General features: G+C 71.0%; 27 protein-coding genes and 1 pseudogene. 22 read left to right on the forward strand and 6 right to left on the reverse strand.

The genetic code is table 11. The features are described 5' to 3' along the window. Nucleotides 1-76 precede the first annotated feature (76 nt). Complete coding sequence (locus E9998_RS19665; RefSeq protein ID WP_136531402.1) at nt 77-1030, forward strand: DUF4232 domain-containing protein; 954 nt, start codon at nt 77-79, stop codon at nt 1028-1030. Nucleotides 1031-1087: 57 nt separating this feature from the next. Here the strand turns inward: E9998_RS19665 and E9998_RS19670 are convergent, their stop codons facing one another. Together E9998_RS19670 and E9998_RS19675 are read right to left on the reverse strand one after the other, a co-directional pair. After that, the gene (locus E9998_RS19670; RefSeq protein ID WP_136531403.1) at nt 1088-1813 is read right to left on the reverse strand and encodes a hypothetical protein; all 726 of its coding nucleotides are present in this window, start codon (nt 1811-1813) and stop codon (nt 1088-1090) included. Between the two features lie 97 nt (nt 1814-1910). Further along, entirely contained in the window at nt 1911-3497 is a 1587-nt protein-coding gene (locus E9998_RS19675) for a cation:proton antiporter (RefSeq protein ID WP_136531404.1), read from the reverse strand. Between the two features lie 121 nt (nt 3498-3618). Here E9998_RS19675 and E9998_RS19680 point away from each other — a divergent pair, with 121 nt between their 5' ends. Both E9998_RS19680 and E9998_RS19685 read left to right on the forward strand, forming a co-directional pair. Continuing rightward, on the forward strand, nt 3619-5673 hold the full coding sequence (locus E9998_RS19680; RefSeq protein WP_136531405.1) for an MDR family MFS transporter: 2055 nt from the start codon (nt 3619-3621) through the stop codon (nt 5671-5673). A 138-nt stretch (nt 5674-5811) separates the two neighbouring features. Continuing rightward, complete coding sequence (locus E9998_RS19685) at nt 5812-6582, forward strand: NAD(P)-binding domain-containing protein (RefSeq protein ID WP_136531406.1); 771 nt, start codon at nt 5812-5814, stop codon at nt 6580-6582. 252 nt (nt 6583-6834) lie between these two features. Here the strand turns inward: E9998_RS19685 and E9998_RS19690 are convergent, their stop codons facing one another. Continuing rightward, on the reverse strand, nt 6835-7845 hold the full coding sequence (locus E9998_RS19690) for an NADH:flavin oxidoreductase/NADH oxidase (protein ID WP_420842458.1): 1011 nt from the start codon (nt 7843-7845) through the stop codon (nt 6835-6837). A 276-nt stretch (nt 7846-8121) separates the two neighbouring features. Here E9998_RS19690 and E9998_RS19695 point away from each other — a divergent pair, with 276 nt between their 5' ends. Next, complete coding sequence (locus E9998_RS19695; RefSeq protein ID WP_136531408.1) at nt 8122-8571, forward strand: MarR family winged helix-turn-helix transcriptional regulator; 450 nt, start codon at nt 8122-8124, stop codon at nt 8569-8571. Nucleotides 8572-8596: 25 nt separating this feature from the next. Next, nucleotides 8597-9085, forward strand: coding sequence for an AAA family ATPase (locus E9998_RS19700; protein ID WP_136531409.1), 489 nt, complete (start codon nt 8597-8599; stop codon nt 9083-9085). Between the two features lie 4 nt (nt 9086-9089). On the opposite strand, the gene E9998_RS19705 is transcribed toward E9998_RS19700, so the two are convergent. Beyond that, nucleotides 9090-9392: a hypothetical protein gene (locus tag E9998_RS19705; protein ID WP_136531410.1), complete on the reverse strand. Its 303-nt coding sequence runs from the start codon at nt 9390-9392 to the stop codon at nt 9090-9092. 242 nt (nt 9393-9634) lie between these two features. Between E9998_RS19705 and E9998_RS27240 the strand changes: the two are divergent. Together E9998_RS27240 and E9998_RS19710 are read left to right on the forward strand one after the other, a co-directional pair. Then, a pseudogene (locus E9998_RS27240) lies at nt 9635-9709 on the forward strand (SCO4848 family membrane protein); the annotation flags it as partial. A 29-nt stretch (nt 9710-9738) separates the two neighbouring features. After that, entirely contained in the window at nt 9739-11271 is a 1533-nt protein-coding gene (locus E9998_RS19710; protein ID WP_136531411.1) for a recombinase family protein, read from the forward strand. Between the two features lie 43 nt (nt 11272-11314). On the opposite strand, the gene E9998_RS19715 is transcribed toward E9998_RS19710, so the two are convergent. Beyond that, nucleotides 11315-11722 (reverse strand): hypothetical protein, encoded by a 408-nt coding sequence (locus E9998_RS19715; RefSeq protein WP_136531412.1) that lies wholly within the window; start codon nt 11720-11722, stop codon nt 11315-11317. Nucleotides 11723-11883: 161 nt separating this feature from the next. Further along, nucleotides 11884-12471 (reverse strand): helix-turn-helix domain-containing protein, encoded by a 588-nt coding sequence (locus tag E9998_RS19720; protein ID WP_136531413.1) that lies wholly within the window; start codon nt 12469-12471, stop codon nt 11884-11886. A 117-nt stretch (nt 12472-12588) separates the two neighbouring features. Here E9998_RS19720 and E9998_RS19725 point away from each other — a divergent pair, with 117 nt between their 5' ends. The 15 genes from E9998_RS19725 to E9998_RS19795 all read left to right on the forward strand — a co-directional run bounded on the left by E9998_RS19725 (nt 12589) and on the right by E9998_RS19795 (nt 18719). Continuing rightward, the gene (locus E9998_RS19725; RefSeq protein WP_136531414.1) at nt 12589-12819 is read left to right on the forward strand and encodes a hypothetical protein; all 231 of its coding nucleotides are present in this window, start codon (nt 12589-12591) and stop codon (nt 12817-12819) included. After that, complete coding sequence (locus E9998_RS19730) at nt 12809-13006, forward strand: hypothetical protein (protein ID WP_136531415.1); 198 nt, start codon at nt 12809-12811, stop codon at nt 13004-13006. The genes E9998_RS19725 and E9998_RS19730 overlap by 11 nt, the downstream gene beginning before the upstream one ends. 291 nt (nt 13007-13297) lie before the next feature. Further along, nucleotides 13298-13915 (forward strand): hypothetical protein, encoded by a 618-nt coding sequence (locus E9998_RS19735; RefSeq protein WP_136531416.1) that lies wholly within the window; start codon nt 13298-13300, stop codon nt 13913-13915. After that, nucleotides 13912-14112 (forward strand): hypothetical protein, encoded by a 201-nt coding sequence (locus E9998_RS19740; protein WP_136531417.1) that lies wholly within the window; start codon nt 13912-13914, stop codon nt 14110-14112. Before E9998_RS19735 ends, E9998_RS19740 begins: the two co-directional genes overlap by 4 nt. Continuing rightward, complete coding sequence (locus E9998_RS19745; protein ID WP_136531418.1) at nt 14109-14342, forward strand: hypothetical protein; 234 nt, start codon at nt 14109-14111, stop codon at nt 14340-14342. The genes E9998_RS19740 and E9998_RS19745 overlap by 4 nt, the downstream gene beginning before the upstream one ends. Beyond that, nucleotides 14339-14632: a hypothetical protein gene (locus tag E9998_RS19750; protein ID WP_136531419.1), complete on the forward strand. Its 294-nt coding sequence runs from the start codon at nt 14339-14341 to the stop codon at nt 14630-14632. Before E9998_RS19745 ends, E9998_RS19750 begins: the two co-directional genes overlap by 4 nt. A gap of 180 nt (nt 14633-14812) precedes the next feature. Then, nucleotides 14813-15166, forward strand: coding sequence for a hypothetical protein (locus E9998_RS19755; RefSeq protein WP_136531420.1), 354 nt, complete (start codon nt 14813-14815; stop codon nt 15164-15166). Then, complete coding sequence (locus tag E9998_RS19760; RefSeq protein WP_136531421.1) at nt 15167-15988, forward strand: phage antirepressor KilAC domain-containing protein; 822 nt, start codon at nt 15167-15169, stop codon at nt 15986-15988. Beyond that, a complete protein-coding gene (locus E9998_RS19765) occupies nt 15985-16338 on the forward strand; it encodes a hypothetical protein (RefSeq protein WP_136531422.1) in 354 nt (117 codons plus the stop codon). The genes E9998_RS19760 and E9998_RS19765 overlap by 4 nt, the downstream gene beginning before the upstream one ends. Before the next feature lie 2 nt (nt 16339-16340). Then, nucleotides 16341-16727: a hypothetical protein gene (locus E9998_RS19770; RefSeq protein WP_136531423.1), complete on the forward strand. Its 387-nt coding sequence runs from the start codon at nt 16341-16343 to the stop codon at nt 16725-16727. Next, nucleotides 16727-17263: a Rad52/Rad22 family DNA repair protein gene (locus E9998_RS19775; protein ID WP_136531424.1), complete on the forward strand. Its 537-nt coding sequence runs from the start codon at nt 16727-16729 to the stop codon at nt 17261-17263. Before E9998_RS19770 ends, E9998_RS19775 begins: the two co-directional genes overlap by 1 nt. Further along, nucleotides 17260-17727 carry a hypothetical protein gene (locus E9998_RS19780; protein WP_136531425.1) on the forward strand — a complete coding sequence of 156 codons (468 nt, stop codon included), beginning with the start codon at nt 17260-17262 and terminating at the stop codon, nt 17725-17727. Before E9998_RS19775 ends, E9998_RS19780 begins: the two co-directional genes overlap by 4 nt. After that, a complete protein-coding gene (locus E9998_RS19785) occupies nt 17720-17902 on the forward strand; it encodes a hypothetical protein (RefSeq protein ID WP_136531426.1) in 183 nt (60 codons plus the stop codon). Before E9998_RS19780 ends, E9998_RS19785 begins: the two co-directional genes overlap by 8 nt. Further along, nucleotides 17899-18234 (forward strand): HNH endonuclease, encoded by a 336-nt coding sequence (locus E9998_RS19790; RefSeq protein WP_136531427.1) that lies wholly within the window; start codon nt 17899-17901, stop codon nt 18232-18234. The genes E9998_RS19785 and E9998_RS19790 overlap by 4 nt, the downstream gene beginning before the upstream one ends. Then, entirely contained in the window at nt 18222-18719 is a 498-nt protein-coding gene (locus E9998_RS19795) for a hypothetical protein (RefSeq protein ID WP_136531428.1), read from the forward strand. The genes E9998_RS19790 and E9998_RS19795 overlap by 13 nt, the downstream gene beginning before the upstream one ends. The last annotated feature ends 5 nt before the right edge of the window (nt 18720-18724 follow it).

Genomic DNA, 18724 nt, shown 5'->3' on the forward strand with positions numbered 1-18724 from the left:
ACCGGACGGCGCGTCAACGTACGGGCCCGCTCCCCCACGCGACCCCGCCCCGCTCGCACCCCGTGAAGGAGCCGTCTTGCGCAACCGCGTCCGCCCCCTGGTCCTCTCGCTCGCCGCGGCCCTCGCCCTCGCGCTGGCGGCGTGCGGGCAGGACGCCGGCTCGCCCGGCACCGCGGCCCCGCCGCCCGCCATGACCGACTGCGACGAGTTCGGCGTGCAGATGTCCCTCACCCCCGCGGGCGAGGTCGGCGACCGCACCTACCTGGCGCTGGGCCTCGTCAACTGCGGCCAGGCGCCGCTGGTGCTCGACAGCATGCCCCAGGTCGGCGTCTTCGGCGGGAACGTCGTGGCGCCCCGCGACGCCAACGTCCCCGAGTCGGTCACCCTCGCTCCCGGGCAGGGCGCGTTCACCACGCTCTCGTGGACCCAGGCCACCCGCGAGGGCGACACGGTCGAGGTCGACCGGATCCTGGTGAACGCCCTGCCGGTCGTCGCCGGGTACGAGCTCGACCTCCCCGAGCCCGTCACGCTCGACTACGACCACGTCCTAGACCTCGGCTCCTGGCAGGTGGCCGCCCCCGGCGCCGAGCCCGCGCCCGAGGAGACGCCGAGCGAGACCGAGGAGCCGGACGAGGAGGCCTGCCCTCCGGAGGGCTTCCGCATCGGCTTCTCCGAGGACGTCAACGCCGCCATGGGCATCCGCGCCGTCGGCATCACCATGCTCAACTGCGGCGAGGAGCCCATCGAGGTGAACGGCTACCCCGTGGTCGAGATCCCCGGCGTCGAACTCGAAGTCCGCGAAGGCTCCGACACCCTCCAGGACCCCGGCGCCACCCCCATCACCGTCGAGCCGGGCGAGGAGGTCAGCGCGGGCATGTCGTGGCGCAACCTCGTCGAGGGCGGCGAGAGCGTCGACGCGACCTCGGTCGACATCGGCTACTCCCCCGAGTCCCCGCTCCAGACCGCGACCCCGCCGTGGACCATCGACCTCGGCACCACCCGCGACATCGAGGTCACCGCCTGGCGGTGAGATACGGACGCGGACGGCGGCGGTGCCTGGGCACCGCCGCCGTCCGCGCTTCCAGGTCTAGTGCTCCTCGCCGAAGAACGACCTCGACTCGACCGCCTCGGGCATCCCCATCGGCAGCATCACCGACACCGACTCGCCGTTGGAGAACGCGAAGACGACCTCTACGCGCGAGCGCATGTCCAGGTCCTCCGTCAGGCCCTCCAAGAGCAGGAACGTCCCGGTCTCGCGCGTCAGCCGCTGGTAGGAGACCGGCGCGAGGTCGAGCGTGAAGTCCCGCTCGCCCAGCAGCACCCCGACCTCCTCGGTCACCTCGACCTCCTCGGTGGGCGAGGCGTCCTCCGATGGGGACTCGCCGAACGCCGACGGGTCCTCGGAGGGCGACTCGGACTCGCCGTCCGCCGGCTCTTCTGCCAGCGCGACGGCCCCCTCCACGATCTCCTCGATCGTCAGCTCCGTCGCCAACGTGACAGTCTCGGCCTGTGGGCTCGTCACCGACTCCAGGACCAGCGCCGTCTCGCCCTTGTTGGCGATCCACACCCGCAGGGGCGCCGCACCGCCGGCCCGGTAGGAACCCGACCGGCCGAAGTCGACCTCCATGTCCCGCAGCGCGATCGAACCGGCGTTCGCGCCGACGCCGGAGATCGCCGGGGCCATCTCGCTCGTCTGCGCGTCGTGCCCCGCGCCGCAGCCGGCCAGGGCGAGCCCTGCCACCGCCAGGGCGGCGGCCCACCGGGCCCTGCGGGCGGCAGTTCGGGCGGCACTGCGGGCGGCTGTGCGGCTCACTGCCGCGTTCGCGTCTCGTCTCTCCACAAGCGCCACCTTAGGTGCGCGCGGGCCCCGGCCCCGGGCGCGACATACCGGCGCAGCGGACGGAACGGACTCAGCCGGGCCGGTGGCGGCCGACCGCGCGGTGGTCGAGGGCTGCCAGGACCCGGTCGATGAGGGACGGGTCGCGGCCCGGCGAGGAGCGCATGGCGAGGACGCGGGCGGTGGCGGCGGTGAGCATCTCGTTCTCGATGCGCTGGCGGGCGTCGAAGCGCTCGGCCATGCGGGCGTTCTCGGGGTCCTCGCGGTCCTCCACGAGGGCGGTGACCTGCTCGGCGCGCTTGTCGAACCAGCGCTCCATGCCCTCGGCGACCTCGTCGTCCACTTCGCCTTCACGGCGCAGCTCCCGCAGTCGCTCGACGGCGGCGTCCCCGGCCTCGACCATGATCGAGCGCACGGCCTCGTTCTCCTTCTCGGTGTCGGCGCGCACCCCGAGGAGGGCGATGAGGCCCGGCAGGGTCAGGCCCTGTGCGACGAGGGTGGCGAGCACGACGACGACGGAGAGGAACTGGATCTGCTCACGGCCGGGGAACGGGGAGCCGTCGGCGGTGAACTGCGGCAGGGCCAGCGCGGTGACGACGGTGACCACGCCGCGCATCCCCGCCCAGGCGGTGACGACGGCCAGGCGCGGGTGGTTGCCCAGTTCCTTCCAGCCGATGCCCATGCGGCCCAGGAGGATCGCGAGGCCGAGCCAGACGGCGCGGACGGCGATCACGGCGCCGGCGACGGCGAGGGCCTTCCACAGCAGGTCGCCGACGCCGGTGTCGACGGCCTCGATGATGTCGATGAGCTCCATGCCGACCAGGCCGAAGGTGAGGGCGTTGAGGCCGGTCTCGACCACTTCCCAGACCGAGCCCTGGACGAGGCGGCCCTCGAAGTCGTCGGGGTCGGTGGAGCGGGCGACGAGGACGAACGCGGCGACGATGACGGCGAGGACGCCGGAGGCCTTGAGGACCTCGGCGAGGAGGTAGGCGATGTAGGGGGCGGTGAGGGCCAGGCCGGTGGTGATGCGGGAGTCGCTCACGAGCCTGCCGAGTTTGACCAGGACGAGGCCCACGCCGAAGCCGATGGCGGCGGCGACGATCGCGGAGTAGGCGAACAGGCCCGCCGACCACAGGACCGAGACCGACCCGGAGACGACGCCGATGACGGCGACGTTGTAAAGGGTCAGGGCGGTGACGTCGTTGAACAGGCCTTCGCCTTCGAGGATGGTGACGAGGCGGCGGGGCAGGCCGAGGCGGCTCGCGACGGCGGTGACGGCGGCGGCGTCGGGGGGCGCGCAGATCGCGCCGAGGACGACTGCGGCCATGACCGGCAGGGCCGGGTGGATGAGGGCGGCGAGGACGGCGACGGCCCCGGCGGTGACGAAGACGAGGACCACGGCGAGGAAGAGGATGGGCCGCCAGTTCGCGGCGAAGTGGCGCCAGGAGGACTTGCGGGCGGCCGACCACAGCAGGGGCGGCAGGAGGATCGGCAGGAGGTGCTCGGGGTCGAGGTCGAGGGTCGGCATCCCCGGGACCAGGGCGAGTGCGAGGCCGTAGAGGCAGATGAGGACGGGCGCGGGGACGCGCATCCACTCGGCGGCGGCGGTCAGGAGCAGGCCGCCGACGGTGAGGGCGAACAGGATCGCCACCAGTTCCATGCGTCCTCCGAACCCGCGGGGCGCGGTGCCGTGCCCGATGTCCGGGACAGCCTATGCGCCGGAGGTGCGCTTCATGCGCGCTCGCCCACTGTTCGACTGTTTTGCCGCTAATGTTCCGCGTATGACCACTGTCGACACCGCGCGCCCGGACGCGGCCGAGCCCGCGCCCCCGGTCCTGAGCAAGTCGCGGCGCAACCTCGTGTTCGTGACGATCCTGCTGGGCATGCTCATGGCGGCGCTGGACCAGACGATCGTCTCCACGGCGCTGCCGACGATCGTGGCCGACCTCGGCGGGGCCGGGCACATGGCCTGGGTCGTGACCTCGTACCTCCTGGCCGAGGCGATCGCCTCGGCGGTGGTGGGCAAGTTCGGCGACATGTTCGGGCGCAAGGCGATCTTCCAGATCAGCGCGATCGTGTTCGTGGGCGGCTCGGCGCTGGCGGGCTTCAGCGACGACATGGTCTTCCTCATCGCGGCGCGGGCCGTCCAGGGCTTGGGCGCGGGCGGCCTCATGGTCACGGCGATGGCGCTCATCGCCGACGTGATCCCGCTGCGCGAGCGCGGCAAGTACCAGGGCGCGATGGGCGCGGTGTTCGGCGTGACGACCGTGCTCGGGCCGACCCTGGGCGGGCTGTTCACCGACCACCTGTCGTGGCGGTGGTGCTTCTACGTCAACGTGCCGATCGCGGTGGTCATGATCGCGATGGCCGCGGCGTTCGTGCCGCGGGTGCGCTCGGCCTCGAAGCCGGTCATCGACTACATGGGACTGGTGTTCGTCGCCATCGGCACCTCGCTGCTCATCCTGGCGCTGGAGTGGGGCGGCGACGAGTACGCGTGGGACTCGGCGACGATCCTGGGCATGTTCGCGGGCGCGGTGGTCGCGCTGGTGGTGTTCGTGCTCGTGGAGGTCCGGGCCGCGGAGCCGATCCTGCCCATGTGGCTGTTCAGGAACCCGGTGTTCACCGTCTGCTCGATCCTCAGCTTCATCGTCGGGTTCGCGATGCTCGGGGCGATGACGTTCCTGCCGACGTACCTCCAGTACGTGGACGGGGTCTCGGCGACGGTCTCGGGCTACCGGACGCTGCCGATGGTCGCGGGGATGCTCTTCACCTCGATCCTCTCGGGCGCGATGGTCAGCCGCACCGGCCGGTACAAGGCCTTCCCGATCCTGGGCACCGGCGTCATGGCGGTCGGCCTGTTCCTCATGTCCACGATGGGCGCCGACACGGGCTTCTGGCTCGAATCGCTGTACATGCTCATCCTGGGCCTCGGTCTCGGCCTGGCGATGCAGGTGCTCACGATCGCCGTGCAGAACACCGTCCCGTACGCGCAGCTGGGCGCCGCGACCTCGGGGGTGACGTTCTTCCGCACCGTCGGCTCGACGTTCGGCACCGCGATCTTCGGGACGCTCTTCAGCAACCAGCTGACGCCGCTGCTGGCGAGCGCGTACGCCGAATCGGGCGTGGACCCGGCGGCCGCGGCGAGCCCGGCGCAGCTGCACGAGCTGCCGGCCGCGCAGATCGCGCCGATCGTGCAGGCGTACACCGACGCCATCAACTTCGTGTTCCTGTGGACGGTGCCCGTGGCCGTGCTCGGGTTCCTCGTGGCCTGGTTCCTCAAGGAGCGGCCGCTGCACGACGCGGCCCGCGGCAGGGCCTCCGACATGGGCGAGGGCTTCGGCGCGCCCGACCCCTCGCCTTCGGAGGACCGCTTGGCGCGCATGGTCGCCGACCTCATGCACCGCGAGCGCCGCACCGTCTACGCCGAGGTGTACCGCGCCGCCGCGACCGGCTCCCCGCTCGACCGGGCGAGCACGTGGGCGCTGCGGCAGGTCTACATGCGCCAGGTCTCGGGCCGGGAGGCGACCATGACGCTGATCGCCGAGGCCCACCGGCTTCCGCCGCAGGTGCTGCAACCGGTGTTCGTGCAGGTCGTACGGGAGGGCTACCTCTCGCTCGACCAGGGGCACCTGAGCCTGACGCCGCGCGGGCGCGCCGAGTTCGACCGGTTCATCACCGCGTGGCGGCACTGGCTCGGACGGCACCTGGACGACTGGGACTTCAGCACCCCCGAGGACCGGGCCGTGTTCGACCGCGCGGTGACCCGCCTCGCGCGCGACCTCGCCGACCAGGACTCGTTCGACGGGGAGCGCCCGCGCGCGGGGGCCGAGGCGTGAGCGGCGCGGCGGGCGTCGTGGCGTACACCTCTCGGAGGGAACGCGCCCGCGACCCGCGGCGCACGACCGGACACGGTTGAAAGGGAACGGTCGGACCGACTCGGTTGATCCGACATCGACACAGTGGAGGCACGCACCTTGGCACGCATCGGCATCATCGGCGTCGGCGAGATCGGACGGGCGCTCGCCGAAGGGATCTGCACGCTGACCGACCCGGCGCCGGAGGTGCTCCTGTCGCCGCGGGGCGCCGCCGCCTCGGCGGCGCTGGCCGAGCGGTTCGCGAACGCGCGCGTGTGCGCCGACAACCAGGAGGTGGCCGACGGCGCGGAGGTGGTCGTGGTCGCCGTGCGCGGCCAGGACCACCGCGAAGCGCTCGCCGGGCTGCGGATCGCACCGGACAGGACGGTGGTCAACGTGATGTCGGGCGTGTCGAACGACGACCTGCGCCGCGCGCTGGGCACCGAGGCGGCGCTGGTGCGGGCCATCCCGCTGCCTTCGGTGCGCGAGCACCGCTGCGTCACGGTGACCTACCCGGCGAACCCGGTGGCGGAGGCGCTGTTCGACCGACTCGGCGGCGCGCAGCCGGTGGCCGACGAGGCGACCTTCGACGTGTGCTCGACCCTGTCGGGCACCATCACGACGCACTACGCGTTCCTCGCCGCGATCGCGGCCTGGGCCGTCGACCAGGGGCTTCCGGCCGCCGCGGCCGACCGGGTCGTGCGCAACCTGTTCCAGGACGTCGGCCGGTCCCTCGGCGACGAGTCGCGCACGCTCGACCGCCTCGCCGCCGACCACGAGACCCCAGGCGGCAACAACGAGCGCATCCGCACGACGTGGTTCGACAAGGCCAACGCCGAGGCGCTGCGCGGCGCCCTCAACGGGCTCCTCACCGACCTGCGCAACCCGTGAAGTCGGCGGGGGTCCCCTAGGGGCTGTCCACCGGCCCCTGACGGCCGCCGGTCGGTCCGTTCGCCCGCTCAACTCGTCGTCGGCCCTTTGGATGCGACCCCGGCATTGGGACGGCGAACGGTCCTCACGTCGCGGGATCGCGACCGATCCGCGCCGACTCTTGACGCGAAGCTGCCCCGCCGGTCTCGGACCGGCGGGGCCGCTTTGCGGAGCGCCGCGCGGCCCTCGCGGGCCCAACGGCGGGGGCGACGTTCAGGCGCGGGCGTACTGGAGCGGGACTTCCGTGGTCGCACCGAGTTCGCGGGCCGCCTGGTGCGGCCAGTACGGGTTGCGCAGCAGTTCGCGGCCGATCGCGACGGCGTCGGCCTCGCCGTCGGCGAGGATCTTCTCCGCCTGGCGGGCCTCGGTGATGAGCCCGACGGCGGCGGTCGGCAGGCCGGTCTCGCGGCGCACGCGGGCGGCGAACCGCACCTGGTAGCCGGGGCCGGTGGGGATGGCGGCGTTCGTGACCGAACCGCCGGTCGAGACGTCGAGCAGGTCGACGCCGTGGGCGCGCAGGAGCTCGGCGAGGCGGACGGTCTCGTCGGCGGTCCAGCCCTCCGGCTCGATCCAGTCGGTGGCCGAGACGCGGAACAGGACCGGGACGCGCTCGCCGACGGCCTCGCGGACGGCGTCCACGACCTCCAGGGCCAGGCGGGTGCGGCCCTCGAACGAGCCGCCGTACTCGTCCTCGCGGCGGTTGGAGACCGGCGAGAGGAACTCGTGGAGGAGGTAGCCGTGGGCGCCGTGGACCTCGACGACCTCGTACCCGGCGGCGAGGGCGCGGCGGGCGGCCGCGGCGAAGTCGGCGACGACGCCGCGGACCTCGTCGGCGGTCAGCTCGTGCGGGACCTTGTAGTCGCCGCTGAACGGGACCGGGCTCGGCGCCACCGGCGTCCAGGGCTCGACCGTGTCGGGGGCGGGGCCGTCGAGCGCGTAGTCGTCGCGGGCCTTGCGGCCCGCGTGGGCGATCTGGATGCCCGGGACCGTGCCGTGCGCGCGCATGAACGCGGTGAGGCGCCGGTGGCCCTCGACCTGCGCGTCGTTCCAGATGCCGAGGTCGGCGGGGCTGATACGGCCCTCGGCGGTGATCGCCGTGGCCTCCACGAGGATCAGACCGGCGCCGCCCACGGCGCGGGAGCCGTAGTGCTGGACGTGCCAGTCGTTGGGCACCCCGGTCCCGGGACCGGCGACCTCGGCCGAGTACTGGCACATCGGGGCCATCCAGACGCGGTTGGGAATGGTGGTCCCCCGCAGCGTGAGCGGGTTGAACAGGTTGCTGGTCACAGGGCTTCCTTCGTGGTCGCGTCGCGGGGCGGTGGCGGTCAGGGGCCGCCGGGCGGCCCCAAGGCTACGTCGCGGACCGGCGTCCTGCGGCGGGTCTGGGGCCGTCGCCACGATCGACAATACTTGCAGACGCGGGTTGATTGCAAGAGCGGGTTATTGTCGTGTTCGGCATATCGCTGTACAGTGGTCCGGACCGCCGAGAGAAGGAGCGCCGTGACCACCGCCCCGGAGACCGCCACCGCCCTCGCGCAGCGCTGGTGCGCCCTGTCGGTGCTGCACGAGCGCATCGCCGACCGCGTCGAACGCCGCCTCGAGGCCGAGCACGACCTCAGCGTCCGCGAGTACTCCCTGCTCACCGTCCTGGGGCGCCAGGAGGACGGCCGCCACATGCAGATGCGCGAAGTGGCCGACGCGATCGTCCTCAGCCAGAGCGCCACCACGCGCCTGGTCACGCGCCTCGAAGACCGCGGCCTGCTGGCCCGCACCATCTGCAAGAGCGACCGCCGCGGCATCTACACCGACGTGACCGAGGCCGGCCACCGGCTCTTCGCCGAGGCCACCCCCACCCACGACCGGGCCCTCCACGAGGCCCTCGACGAGGCCCGCGCACTCCCCGAGTTCCGACCCCTGGTCGAGGCGCTCGAAAGCATCGGCGACCGCTGAGCCGCGGCCCGGGTACTGTGCCCGGATGCGGCGAATCCTCATCACGGGCGTCTCGGGCGTCGGCAAGTCGACCGTGCTCGCGGCCCTGTCCGCCCGCGGCCTGCGCGCCGTCGACACCGACTACGGCGGCTACTGCTCCCCCGATCCGGCGGCCCCGCCGCCGAAGCCGACCGCCGAGCCGGGCTGGGTCTGGTACGAGGCGCGCATCAGGGCGCTCTTGGACGAGGAGACCGGAGACGCGCTCTTCGTCGGCGGCTGCGTGCCGAACCAGGGCCGCTTCTACCCCGAATTCGACCGCGTCGTGCTCCTCACCGCGCCCCCGGCGACGGTGCGGCGCAGACTCGCCGAACGCCCCGGGAACGACTACGGGAAGCGGCCGGGGGAACTGGAGCGGGCGCTGGCCGATCAGGCGGAGGTCGAGCCGCTGCTGCGCGCGGGTGCGACCGCTGTCGTGGACACCGATGCGCCCCTTGCGGACGTGGTCGACGCGATCGTCGCCCACGCGTTCGGCTGAGCGGTCAGGACTTCCAGAACTTGGCGGCCTCGCGGGCGAGCGCGTCGCGCTGAGCGCGGTTGAACTGCTTCGAATAGGAGTGGTTGACGTGCAGGCCGGGGGGCTCGGAGTCGACGCGGTGGGCGTTGCCGAGCCACACGACCGGGTGGCCGTCCTCGGTGATCCACAGCTCGACGATGCGGCTGCCGGGGGTGATCGTCAATCTGATGTGGAAACCGGCGAATTCGATGTCGTCGCTGCGAATCCAGCCGACGACGGCGGGGTCGGGATAGCCGCCGGGCAACGGGGGTGTGTCCGAACCGCTCATCGCCGCCTCGTCTCCGGTCCTGCCGTGCCATGCATAGATGACATTCCGGTCTCCATCATCGCAGAACACGGTATGCACGCAACTGCCGCACCGAGTGACACCGCGTCTGCAATGACCAGGATAGTAGGCGGAACCGGCGAGCCGGTCACCGGACAGCGCGTCCGGAATGGGCTTGCCGTGACCGGCGACCGCCGCCGCCCGCCCGCGCAGCGGGCGCCCCGGAGGGCCGGGATACTGGGCCGATGAAGCTCAGCCGCCCCGTATCGGTGTTCCTGCTCGCGTTCGGCGTGTGGTCGTGGTTCGTGTGGATCACGTTCGGTGCAGCTAGGGTCCGTATCATCTGGAGATGATCGAACTTCACGGATTGGACGCCGGCGGCTACACCCGCGCGTCCAAGGACATCGCGGTCGGCACCGACCTTGAGGGCATGTCCGTAGAGGGCCAAGCAGACGACATCACCGAGGCCGCCGATGAGCTCGGCGTCAACCTCGTCGAGATCTACGACGACAACAACCTCCCCGGGTCGAAGTTCGCGACGAAGGAGCGCAAGGACTGGGGGCGACTCCTCGCGGACATCAAGTCGGGCCGGATCAAGGTCCTCATCGTCTGGGAGCTGTCCCGCGGGTCCCGGAAGTACTCCGAATGGGGAACCTTCCTCGACCTCATCGAAGAGTACGACGTGCCGGTGCACTGCATTACCCACGAGCGAACCTACAACCCGCGCAACCACAAGGACATGGAGATCCTCCAGCTCGAAGGGGTCAAGTCCCATACGGAGTCGAACATGATCTCCGCCAGGGTCCGCAGGGGGCACGCGAAGGCGCGCAAGAAGGGCCGCCCGCACGGCACGCCGCGGTTCGGCTGGCAGCGCATCTATGACGAGAAGTCGGGGAAGATGGTCTCGCAGGTCCCCCACCCGGGCGAACGTCCCTATGTAGAGGAGGCGTTCGCGTTCGTCCTGGGCGGCGGGTCGATGGTCGAGGGCGCGCGGGACTGGGCAGAACGGAACGCCCTCTCCGGGGACGACTCCCGCTACGTCCCCCTGACCCGGGGCGGGAAGCGCTGGACGTACGAGGTGTACCGGTCGATGCTTCTCTCCCCGGTCCACATGGGCAAGTTCGTGGATCCCAAGACCGGCGAGATGATGTCCGGGAACTGGGAGGGGTTCATCTCCGAAGACGTGTGGTGGCGGGTCAACAACATCATCCGCGCCGGACAGAAGCCTGTGGGGTCTCGCCCGGCGGGGGCAAAGTACCTGATGACGTTCATCGCCCGCTGCGACTGGTGCAAGTGCTACATGGCGTCGGGGGGAAAGCGGGGTGTCCCGATGCTGGTCTGCTCGGGCCGTGGCGACGACCGGGCTATCCAGTCCACCGCAAAACACTTGTCGATCCGCATGGACTGGGTCGACAAGGCCGTGAAGCGTGCGCTGGTGAAGCGGCTACGCGACCGCGACTTCATCAAGGCACTGGCGGCGAGGGACACCGAGGGCGCCCGCGAGGCGCGCGCTGAGGCGGCGCGGCTGCGCGCCGAACTCGATGCCATGTTCGAGGACGTCAAGGCCCGCCGGGGTCCGATCACCGCGGCGCAGTATGGGGAGATCGCCGCCGCCTGGGAACCCGACATCGAGGCGCTGCTCAAGAAGTCCACTCAGGGCCTTGATGCGGGGTCGGCACTGGCACTGGAGCTGCTGCGGATGGCCGAGGAGGCCGGCGTGGAGGGCGACGAGTTGGACGAGCTCCTTCTGGAAGCGGTCGAGGACATGCCGCTCGGAGGCCAGCGCGCGCTGGTGAAACTATTCGTTCCCGATGTCCGCATTGGCCGTGCGAAGCGCCGTGGCGGGAAGGGGCTGGACCCTGACCGGATCATCATCGGGTAGACGACGGCCCCGCTCCCCCACCGGGAGCGGGGCCGTTCTGGTGTTAGGGCTTGCCCTCGTTGAGGTAGGTGTCCTGGAGTGCCTCCACTGCCCCGTTGAGGTCGGCGACGGTGTCGTTGAGGTCCTTGATGGCGGTCCGGTTCTCTGCGACTTCTCCTGAGATGTCGCGGAGGGCGCCGACGAGCCGTTCCTCCCGGGCGACGGCTTCGGCGATGGCGGTCCGGTTCTCGGTGCGCCCGCCCCGGATGACGCAGACGATCCAGTAGGCGAGGGTGACGAATCCGGCGAGCAGGCCGATGTCGGAGGCGGTGTTCTTGTAGGCGTGGCCGATGGGGAGCGCGAAATGCACCCACCAGGCGGCGGCGCCGATGAGCGTCATGGTGACGCCGATGGCGAGGTGGACGGCGGCGGGTACTGGGATGGTGATGGTGACTCGGTCGGGCGTGGTCATGGTGGGTTCCCCGTGGCAGTGGTGACTGGGACAGTGGGGGTCAGTCAGTGCCGGATGTTCCATCTTAGCCACAGATCGTGACGTGCGCCTCACCTGATCGGATAGCACATTTACCGATATGGATGCAACCCCAGTGCAGCCCTCTGTCGGGGATACGACAGCTAGGTGTCGGCGTCCTCTCCCAGTGCCTCACGGAGCAGCGCCTCGGCGGTCTTCTCCATCTCCTGCGCGGCACGGAATGTGGACTCCGCGGCCTCGATGCGGGCCTCCAGGACGCGCCTGCGCTCCGCCGACGTGCCGGGATGATCGGCGAGCGCCCGGGCCCGACGAATGAACCCTTCCAGGTCTTTCGGGACCGACGGTGCTTCGTTCCAGCCGAGGAGTCGTGCGGGCTCGTCGTAGTCGAGGCCGAGCCCCTTGCAGAACTTCGCCACGGTTTCGCGCTGCGGTTTCGCGCGGGCGCCCATCCAGTCGTAGATCGCGTTCCGGTGGACGCCGGCTTCCCTGGCGATTCGGGTGACCGACCATTCCTTTGGGGGGTCGCCGAACGCGTCGACGACGTCCTTGACCCAGTCGGCGAAGTCGAGCTGTTGCTGGGAAGGGCCTTCGGCGCTGCCACGTGCACGTTGCATTCCTTCAGCGTAGGCACGTACGGCGCGGCGGCGTAGGTAGCTGGGCATCTTGTCGCGCCTGATGTGCAGGTCTACCCGCCGTCGGCGTTCGGCACGGGGGATGTCGAGAATACGCATTCCCCCATGCTATGCCACATGCAGGTTGCAGACGTAGCCCTGACGGCTATCTGACACTGCCCGAAAAGTTGACCCCAGAACTGCACATTGCACGTTGCACTAGGCTACGATTGCCCAATGCAGCAGGCAGAGATCGACGGTAGGCAGCCGGTGTTTGTGGGCGGCGAGGCCCACTGGCTCCGCGCCGAGGCAATGCGCCGTCTGGGACGTGATCGAACGACCCTCTGGCGCTGGGCGAAGGCCGGCAAGATCACGCAGCGCTCCTACCTCGGCAGGGCCTGCTATCCGGTCGGCGAAGTTCTCGACCTGGAAGTTTCGGAGAAAAAGGAGCAGGCCCATGGCCACTGACGGCGACCGCCCCGGCGGAGCTCCCCCGCCTGGGCCGAAGCCCACCGACTCGCCCCCGCGGCGGTTCGCCGATCTCCCCGCGGCCGACCAGCTCCGGGCCGTCGAGATCTTCCGGCCCGCGTTCGAGCGGGCGCTGGCTCGCCGCCGGGCACGGCAGACGGCCGCCGAGCACGTGAAGGCCGCATAGACCACACACCGCCAGCAGATTGATTCCCCCGCTGGCAGGGCCGCCCCCAACGGGCACAGGGGGCGGCCCACCTCAGACCACCTGGGGCACCGGGAGGTGAAGGCGGACTGATCATCCGCTGGTCGCGCTCATCGATGAGCCCGGACCTAGTCGGCCGTACATGGCGCAGGCGGGGGTCTGGAGCCGGGAGCAATACCCGGCGCGACGCGCAGAACGAGAAATGCCCCTTTGGCCGTAGCACCGGCCGCCGGGGCGGATCTCCAGGACCAAGACCCTTGAAAGGAAGTCCTGATGATCACTTCGAACGACTCTACCGGGAACGTCGCCGACACCACGACACCCATCTTCTATGAGCCGCAGCACGACCCCGAGACCCGCCGCCGCGTCGCCCAGGCGTTCGCCCGCCGCGGCTACGAGCTCACCTCCGACGAGGACGCGGTCCTCTCGATCCTCGCCGACGGCGACGGCTCGGTGCTCACGATCCTCTGGGGCGACCTCGGGTCGACCCTGCACCTCGTCGGCGAGTACGCCTCCCCGGAGGAGTACGTGACCGCAGCCGCCGACTGGTTCGAGTCGGACCTGGAGAACGACGCCCCGGCCGAGCCGGGTGCCGCCGCCCGCACCGAGGAGGCCGAGCGCGCCGCCAACCGGTCCGAGTGGATCGCGGGGATGCGGGCCCTCCTGGACCTGCTCGACGCCGACCCCGAGATGCCGCTGCCGCGCGCCGCGAAAGACGCCGTGGCGTTCTACGTCGCGACGTCGGACGAGGCCGACCGGATCGCCGAGCCCCTGACCGAGGTGGAGGTCCACGACCGGCCCGAGCGGATCTTCCGGTACGAGACAACCGGCCGACTCAACGGCCTGCGGGTCGCCGTCTACACCGGCGCCATGACGGGGGTGACCCTGTGACCGCCTCGCTCGCTGTCGCCCTCGCCTTCGCTGCCGTGGTCCTCATGGCCGGGATCGCCATCGGGATCGCCGCCGTCGCGCTCCTGGACTGGATCGTGGTGTGGCCGCGCCGCTCCCGCCGGTCGCCGGGCGCCCAGTACTGGGTGCACTCCGACTACGCCGACACCACGCCGATCACGGTCGGGGGTGCGCGATGAACCCCGTGCACGTCCTCGCTGTCCTCGCGGGTGCGGTCGTCGTTGGCTTCGTCCTCGGCGCTATCGCCGAATGGCGGCTCCTGCGCCCGTGGATCACGCTCGCGCTGCGCCAGGCGGCGATCCTCCACGGCCCCGACCTCCCGCACGACCGCCGTGGTCTTGTCCGCACCAGTTTCCAGGCTGGCGACGGCGACGAGGCTGCCCGCGCCCGGATCGGAGGCCGTCGATGAACCCCGACTTGATCCTGTGGGTCGGTGGCGGTGCCGTCTTCGGCGCGGTTGTCATGGCGCTCGCGCTGCTCGTCCGGCGCCGCCCGGTCGAGACGCCGACCGCCGCCTACGACGTCATCGACGAGTACTTCGACGAGGCCATCAAGGACCTCTTGCCGATGTTCATCGCCGACTTCCCCGGCATCCCGCTCGGGGACACCGAGGAGGGCGTCATCCGCGATATCGAGCGCGGCCTCGCCTCCGAGGACCCCGACTTCATCCGCCTGTTTCACCGCGGCGACACCCACTAGCCACCACTCTCCGGGCGCGGTCCCCAGGCCGCGCCCGGCACACCTCAAGGAGCACAACGACATGACCGACACCACCTACACCGCCGAGGACGCGCAGTGGGACCGCCCGCTCGCCGAGGCCGACGACTCCTACCTGGACGTCACCACCGCCCACGACGAGGACGAGGAGAACGAGTAGCCATGACCGACCGCAACGATCTCCGCGCCTTGGACCTGCTCAAGTGCCTCCACTGGGGGCGCCAGCTGACCGCCGCCTCCCGCATGGCCCAGGCCGTGATGGCCGCGCCCGTCATCGACACCGAGGGCCTGTGCGACGACTACACCCCCGTCGAGTACCTCCGGGTCCTCGTCGACGCCGCGGCGGCCGATGTCGTCGAGCGCCCCGAGGATCGCCCCGTCGAGCCCGAAGACCTGGAGTACGAGCTCCAGACGATCGCGGAATTCCGCGCCTTCGCCGAGCACAGCCGCGAAGCGGGCCGCCTGGCCGAACTGATCGCCGACATGCTCCAAGCCCCGTACAACGAGGAGGCCTAGATGCTGCCCGAGATGATCGGGGGCTTGAGCCCCTTCGACCAGATCGCCCGCACCGACGACGCCGGCGAGCACTGGACTGGCCGCGAGCTGATGCCCGTGATGGGTTACGACAGCTGGCAGCGGTTCGAGGACGTCATCGAGCGCGCGAAGGCATCGTCCGACGCCGCCGGGCACAACACGGACAAAGCGTTTGTGCAGGTCAGCCAGCTTAGCGGCGCCGGTAACCTTGGTGACCAGCGGAAACGCGACTACCGCCTGACGCGCTTCGCGGCCTACCTCGTCGCCATGAACGGCGACCCGCGCAAGCCGCAGATTGCCGCAGCGCAGACCTACTTCGCGGTCAAGACCCGCGAGGCCGAGGTTTCCCAGGCCCACCAGCTCCCAACGTCCTTCGCGGACGCCCTGGAGTTGGCCGCCCGCCAGGCCCGTGCGCTGGAGGCCGCCGCGCCGATGGTCGAGCAGGCCAAGCACCACCGCGCCGCAGACGGCCTTCTGTCCGTCCCCGACTTCGCGAACGAGCTCAAGGCCTGGGCGAAGCAGCACCACGGCGTGAAGGTCCTGCACCAGGAGGTCTGGGACTTCCTCGGCGAGCTCGGCCTCATCATCCGCGGCGACACGATCCGCCACAACCACCCGACCGCCGACGCCGTCGACCGCGACCTAGCGCGCCGGAAGACCACCACGGTCACGCACGCCTCCGGGCGGACCTCGAAAGAGGTCTCGCCGCGGCTGACCCCCGCCGGCGAGGGCTACGCCTGGGACCGCGCGGTCAAGCGCATCGAGTCCACCGGCTCGCTGTCGCGGAAGGCGGTGACCGCATGAGGACCATCCGCATCTACGAGCTGGCCGTCACCTACCCCGAGGGTGCCCGCATGGACGACGGCGAGTGGGAGGAGAGCGGCACGCCCGCGTTCGACGGCTCGCCCGGCGAGTACTGGGTGCCGCGCTGGCCGAAGGAGCGTCGCTACCTCTCCCGCTCCAGCGCCGTCGACCGGGCCCGCCGCCTGGCCGCGATGGGCTGCACGGTCGACGTCCGCCAGTCCGAGCCGATCGCCTGGGCGGACGCCCCCGCGGTCCACCTCGACGCCGAGGAGCCGACCCAGCCGGAGTCCGAGCGCCTCAACCCCGAAGACGACCCTCACTCGCCCGACTACCAGACCCCTTGGGAGTAGCCATGACCATGATCGACCACCACACTCCGGCCTGGCACACCACGGCCGAGGACGAGGTCACCGGCCTGCGCCGGGCCCTGGCCGCCGCCGAGCTGCGCGCCATGAAGTCGGCCGCCGCTGAGGACTCCGCGCAGTTCGCGTTCGAGTGCGCCCGCCGCCGCGCCGACCGCGCCGAGGCCGCCCTCCGCGCCCTCCTCGTGGAGCACGTCGTCCTCCCGAACGTCCCCGAGCACCTGGAGAACTCCGCCGTAGCGCTCGCGGACGTCCTGGTCGACGACATCGCCGCCGGGACCCTCCTGGACGAGCTCGACCTCGCCGGGCACGTCGCCGACTGGTCCGAGTACGAGGCCGACGGGTTCACCCCGCGCGGCGTGGAGGTGCCGTTCTAGTGGGGCCGCTTGGACAGCTCACCGACAAGCAGCGCGCCGCGCTCCTCGGCCGGATCAACCCCGACCGGGTGAAGGAACTCAAGGGGATGGCTCACCTCGAAGCGTGGGACATCCGCCGGGTGCTGAACAAGATCTTCGGCATCTGCGGCTGGGACTTCGAGGTCGCCGAGACCGAACTGGTCTACCACCACTCCGAGGAGAAGAAGCGCCGCAACGGCGACGGCACCTACCTCGCGCACACCGTCGTCTACCGCGTCACCGGCCGCCTGATCCTCAAGGACCAATACGGCTACCCGATCGCGCACTTCGACGACGGCGCCGCCGGCGACGCTACCAACCAGCCGTCCGTCGGGGACGCGCACGACATGGCCCTGAAGACCGCCATGTCCCAGGCGCTCAAGCGCACGGCCGTGAACCTCGGCGACCAGTTCGGCCTCTCGCTCTACAACGACGGGTCCCTGCACCCGACCGTGGTCGCCACCCTCGTCCCCGACGCCGGGGACTACACCCGCGAGCCCGTGGAGGAGTCAGCGTGAAGGACATCGCGAGGCGCGTTGTGGCGGCGAAGCTCGTCGGCGACGAGATCAAGAACATCGAGCGGGCCGCGAAGGCCGAGTTGCTGGAGGAGATGAAGGCCCTCGGGGTCCGGACCCTCGACGTGGAGGGCGACGACGGCGAGAAGCTCGCCGCCGTCTCGCGGGCGAAGGGCCGCACGACGGCGAAGGTCAACGAGTCCGCGCTCCTGGCGTGGGTCAAGGCCAACCGCCCCGACCAGATCCGGGAGGTCGTCGCCCCCGCCTACATCGAGACCCTCAAGAAGCTCGCGATCGAGCACGGCGCCGCCGTCGACGCGACCACCGGCGAGGTCATCCCCGGGATCGAGGTCGAGACAGCCGACCCGTCCGTGACGACCCGGCCGACCGCAGAGGCGCGGGCGCTCATGCGCGACCTCCTCAAGGGCTCGCCGCTGCTGGAGCTGGCCGGGGGCACCGATGCGTAGCACTGTGCGCGCCTCCGTGGCGCTGTGCACCGCCTGTGGCCGCGACGACCGGCATTGGCTCGTGTCCTGCTCCGAGTGCCCGAAGGACCGGTTTCACTGCCGGAACCTGCCCGACGCGCACTCGATCGGGACCCTCCACGTCACCCACCAGCACCGGACGGCGGTGGCGCAGTGAAGAAGAAGGAGAAGCTGGCTCGCCGCCTCGTCCGTGAGCGCTCCGGCGGCATCTGCGAGGTCTGCGGGGCCGCCCGCGCCACGAACTTCCAGCACAGGAAGAACCGGTCGCAGGCCGGCGGCTGGTCGGCCGCGAACGGCTTGGACGTCTGCGGGTCCGGCACCACCGGGTGCCACGGCTACATCCACGCCAACCCCGCTGAGTCCTATGAGCGCGGCTGGTCCGTGCACTCGTGGGACGACCCGGCCGAGGTGCCCGTCCAGACCGCCCTGGGCTGGGTCCTCCTCGACGCCGACGGCGGCCGGACGGCGGTGGCTCCATGCGCGACATGACCCCCCGCACCATGTACGGCTCCGTCGACCTGGCGCCGCTGCTGCGGACCCTCCAGGGCGACACCGGTATGCGAGTGCCCTCCTGGGAGAAGCCCGCGGCGATCGCGGCCCTGACGGACATGGGCCTCGGCGTCGAGCAGATCGCCGCCCTCGTCCACATGTCGGGCACCGACACCACCGAGGCAGTCCGCAAGTACAAGCAGGCCCGCCACACACACCAAGTGGTCGAGCGGGCGGTCATCGGGCACGCGATCTGGATCGCACGATCCCAGGCGAAGCTCCGCGAGCGCACCAAGGCCGCCAACGCGAAGGCGAGGGCGAAGCGCCTGGCCGAACGCGTCCTCGTCGATGGGCACTGGTTCCACCCGCGGGCCCCGCACGGCACGAACACGGGCTACAACGGTTTCGGCTGCCGCTGCCGGGGGCCTGAGGGATGCCACGAGGCGCACATGCAGGCGCAGCGGGACCGGAGGGCCGCCTCATGAGGGGC

This window comes from Glycomyces paridis (genome assembly GCF_004912155.1).
In the GTDB taxonomy this organism is placed as follows: Bacteria; Actinomycetota; Actinomycetes; order Mycobacteriales; family Micromonosporaceae; genus Glycomyces; species Glycomyces paridis.

What these genes read in the sequence shown, in the direction of transcription:
- E9998_RS19675 (WP_136531404.1), bottom strand. Translation starts at nt 3,497, where the DNA reads ATGGAACTGGTGGCGATCCTGTTCGCCCTCACCGTCGGCGGCCTGCTC.
- E9998_RS19680 (WP_136531405.1), top strand. Translation starts at nt 3,619, where the DNA reads ATGACCACTGTCGACACCGCGCGCCCGGACGCGGCCGAGCCCGCGCCC.
- E9998_RS19690 (WP_420842458.1), bottom strand. Translation starts at nt 7,845, where the DNA reads ATGGCCCCGATGTGCCAGTACTCGGCCGAGGTCGCCGGTCCCGGGACC.
- E9998_RS19700 (WP_136531409.1), top strand. Translation starts at nt 8,597, where the DNA reads ATGCGGCGAATCCTCATCACGGGCGTCTCGGGCGTCGGCAAGTCGACC.
- E9998_RS19705 (WP_136531410.1), bottom strand. Translation starts at nt 9,392, where the DNA reads ATGAGCGGTTCGGACACACCCCCGTTGCCCGGCGGCTATCCCGACCCC.
- E9998_RS19710 (WP_136531411.1), top strand. Translation starts at nt 9,739, where the DNA reads ATGATCGAACTTCACGGATTGGACGCCGGCGGCTACACCCGCGCGTCC.
- E9998_RS19715 (WP_136531412.1), bottom strand. Translation starts at nt 11,722, where the DNA reads ATGACCACGCCCGACCGAGTCACCATCACCATCCCAGTACCCGCCGCC.
- E9998_RS19720 (WP_136531413.1), bottom strand. Translation starts at nt 12,471, where the DNA reads ATGCGTATTCTCGACATCCCCCGTGCCGAACGCCGACGGCGGGTAGAC.
- E9998_RS19725 (WP_136531414.1), top strand. Translation starts at nt 12,589, where the DNA reads ATGCAGCAGGCAGAGATCGACGGTAGGCAGCCGGTGTTTGTGGGCGGC.
- E9998_RS19730 (WP_136531415.1), top strand. Translation starts at nt 12,809, where the DNA reads ATGGCCACTGACGGCGACCGCCCCGGCGGAGCTCCCCCGCCTGGGCCG.
- E9998_RS19735 (WP_136531416.1), top strand. Translation starts at nt 13,298, where the DNA reads ATGATCACTTCGAACGACTCTACCGGGAACGTCGCCGACACCACGACA.
- E9998_RS19745 (WP_136531418.1), top strand. Translation starts at nt 14,109, where the DNA reads ATGAACCCCGTGCACGTCCTCGCTGTCCTCGCGGGTGCGGTCGTCGTT.
- E9998_RS19750 (WP_136531419.1), top strand. Translation starts at nt 14,339, where the DNA reads ATGAACCCCGACTTGATCCTGTGGGTCGGTGGCGGTGCCGTCTTCGGC.
- E9998_RS19755 (WP_136531420.1), top strand. Translation starts at nt 14,813, where the DNA reads ATGACCGACCGCAACGATCTCCGCGCCTTGGACCTGCTCAAGTGCCTC.
- E9998_RS19760 (WP_136531421.1), top strand. Translation starts at nt 15,167, where the DNA reads ATGCTGCCCGAGATGATCGGGGGCTTGAGCCCCTTCGACCAGATCGCC.
- E9998_RS19765 (WP_136531422.1), top strand. Translation starts at nt 15,985, where the DNA reads ATGAGGACCATCCGCATCTACGAGCTGGCCGTCACCTACCCCGAGGGT.
- E9998_RS19770 (WP_136531423.1), top strand. Translation starts at nt 16,341, where the DNA reads ATGACCATGATCGACCACCACACTCCGGCCTGGCACACCACGGCCGAG.
- E9998_RS19785 (WP_136531426.1), top strand. Translation starts at nt 17,720, where the DNA reads ATGCGTAGCACTGTGCGCGCCTCCGTGGCGCTGTGCACCGCCTGTGGC.
- E9998_RS19795 (WP_136531428.1), top strand. Translation starts at nt 18,222, where the DNA reads ATGCGCGACATGACCCCCCGCACCATGTACGGCTCCGTCGACCTGGCG.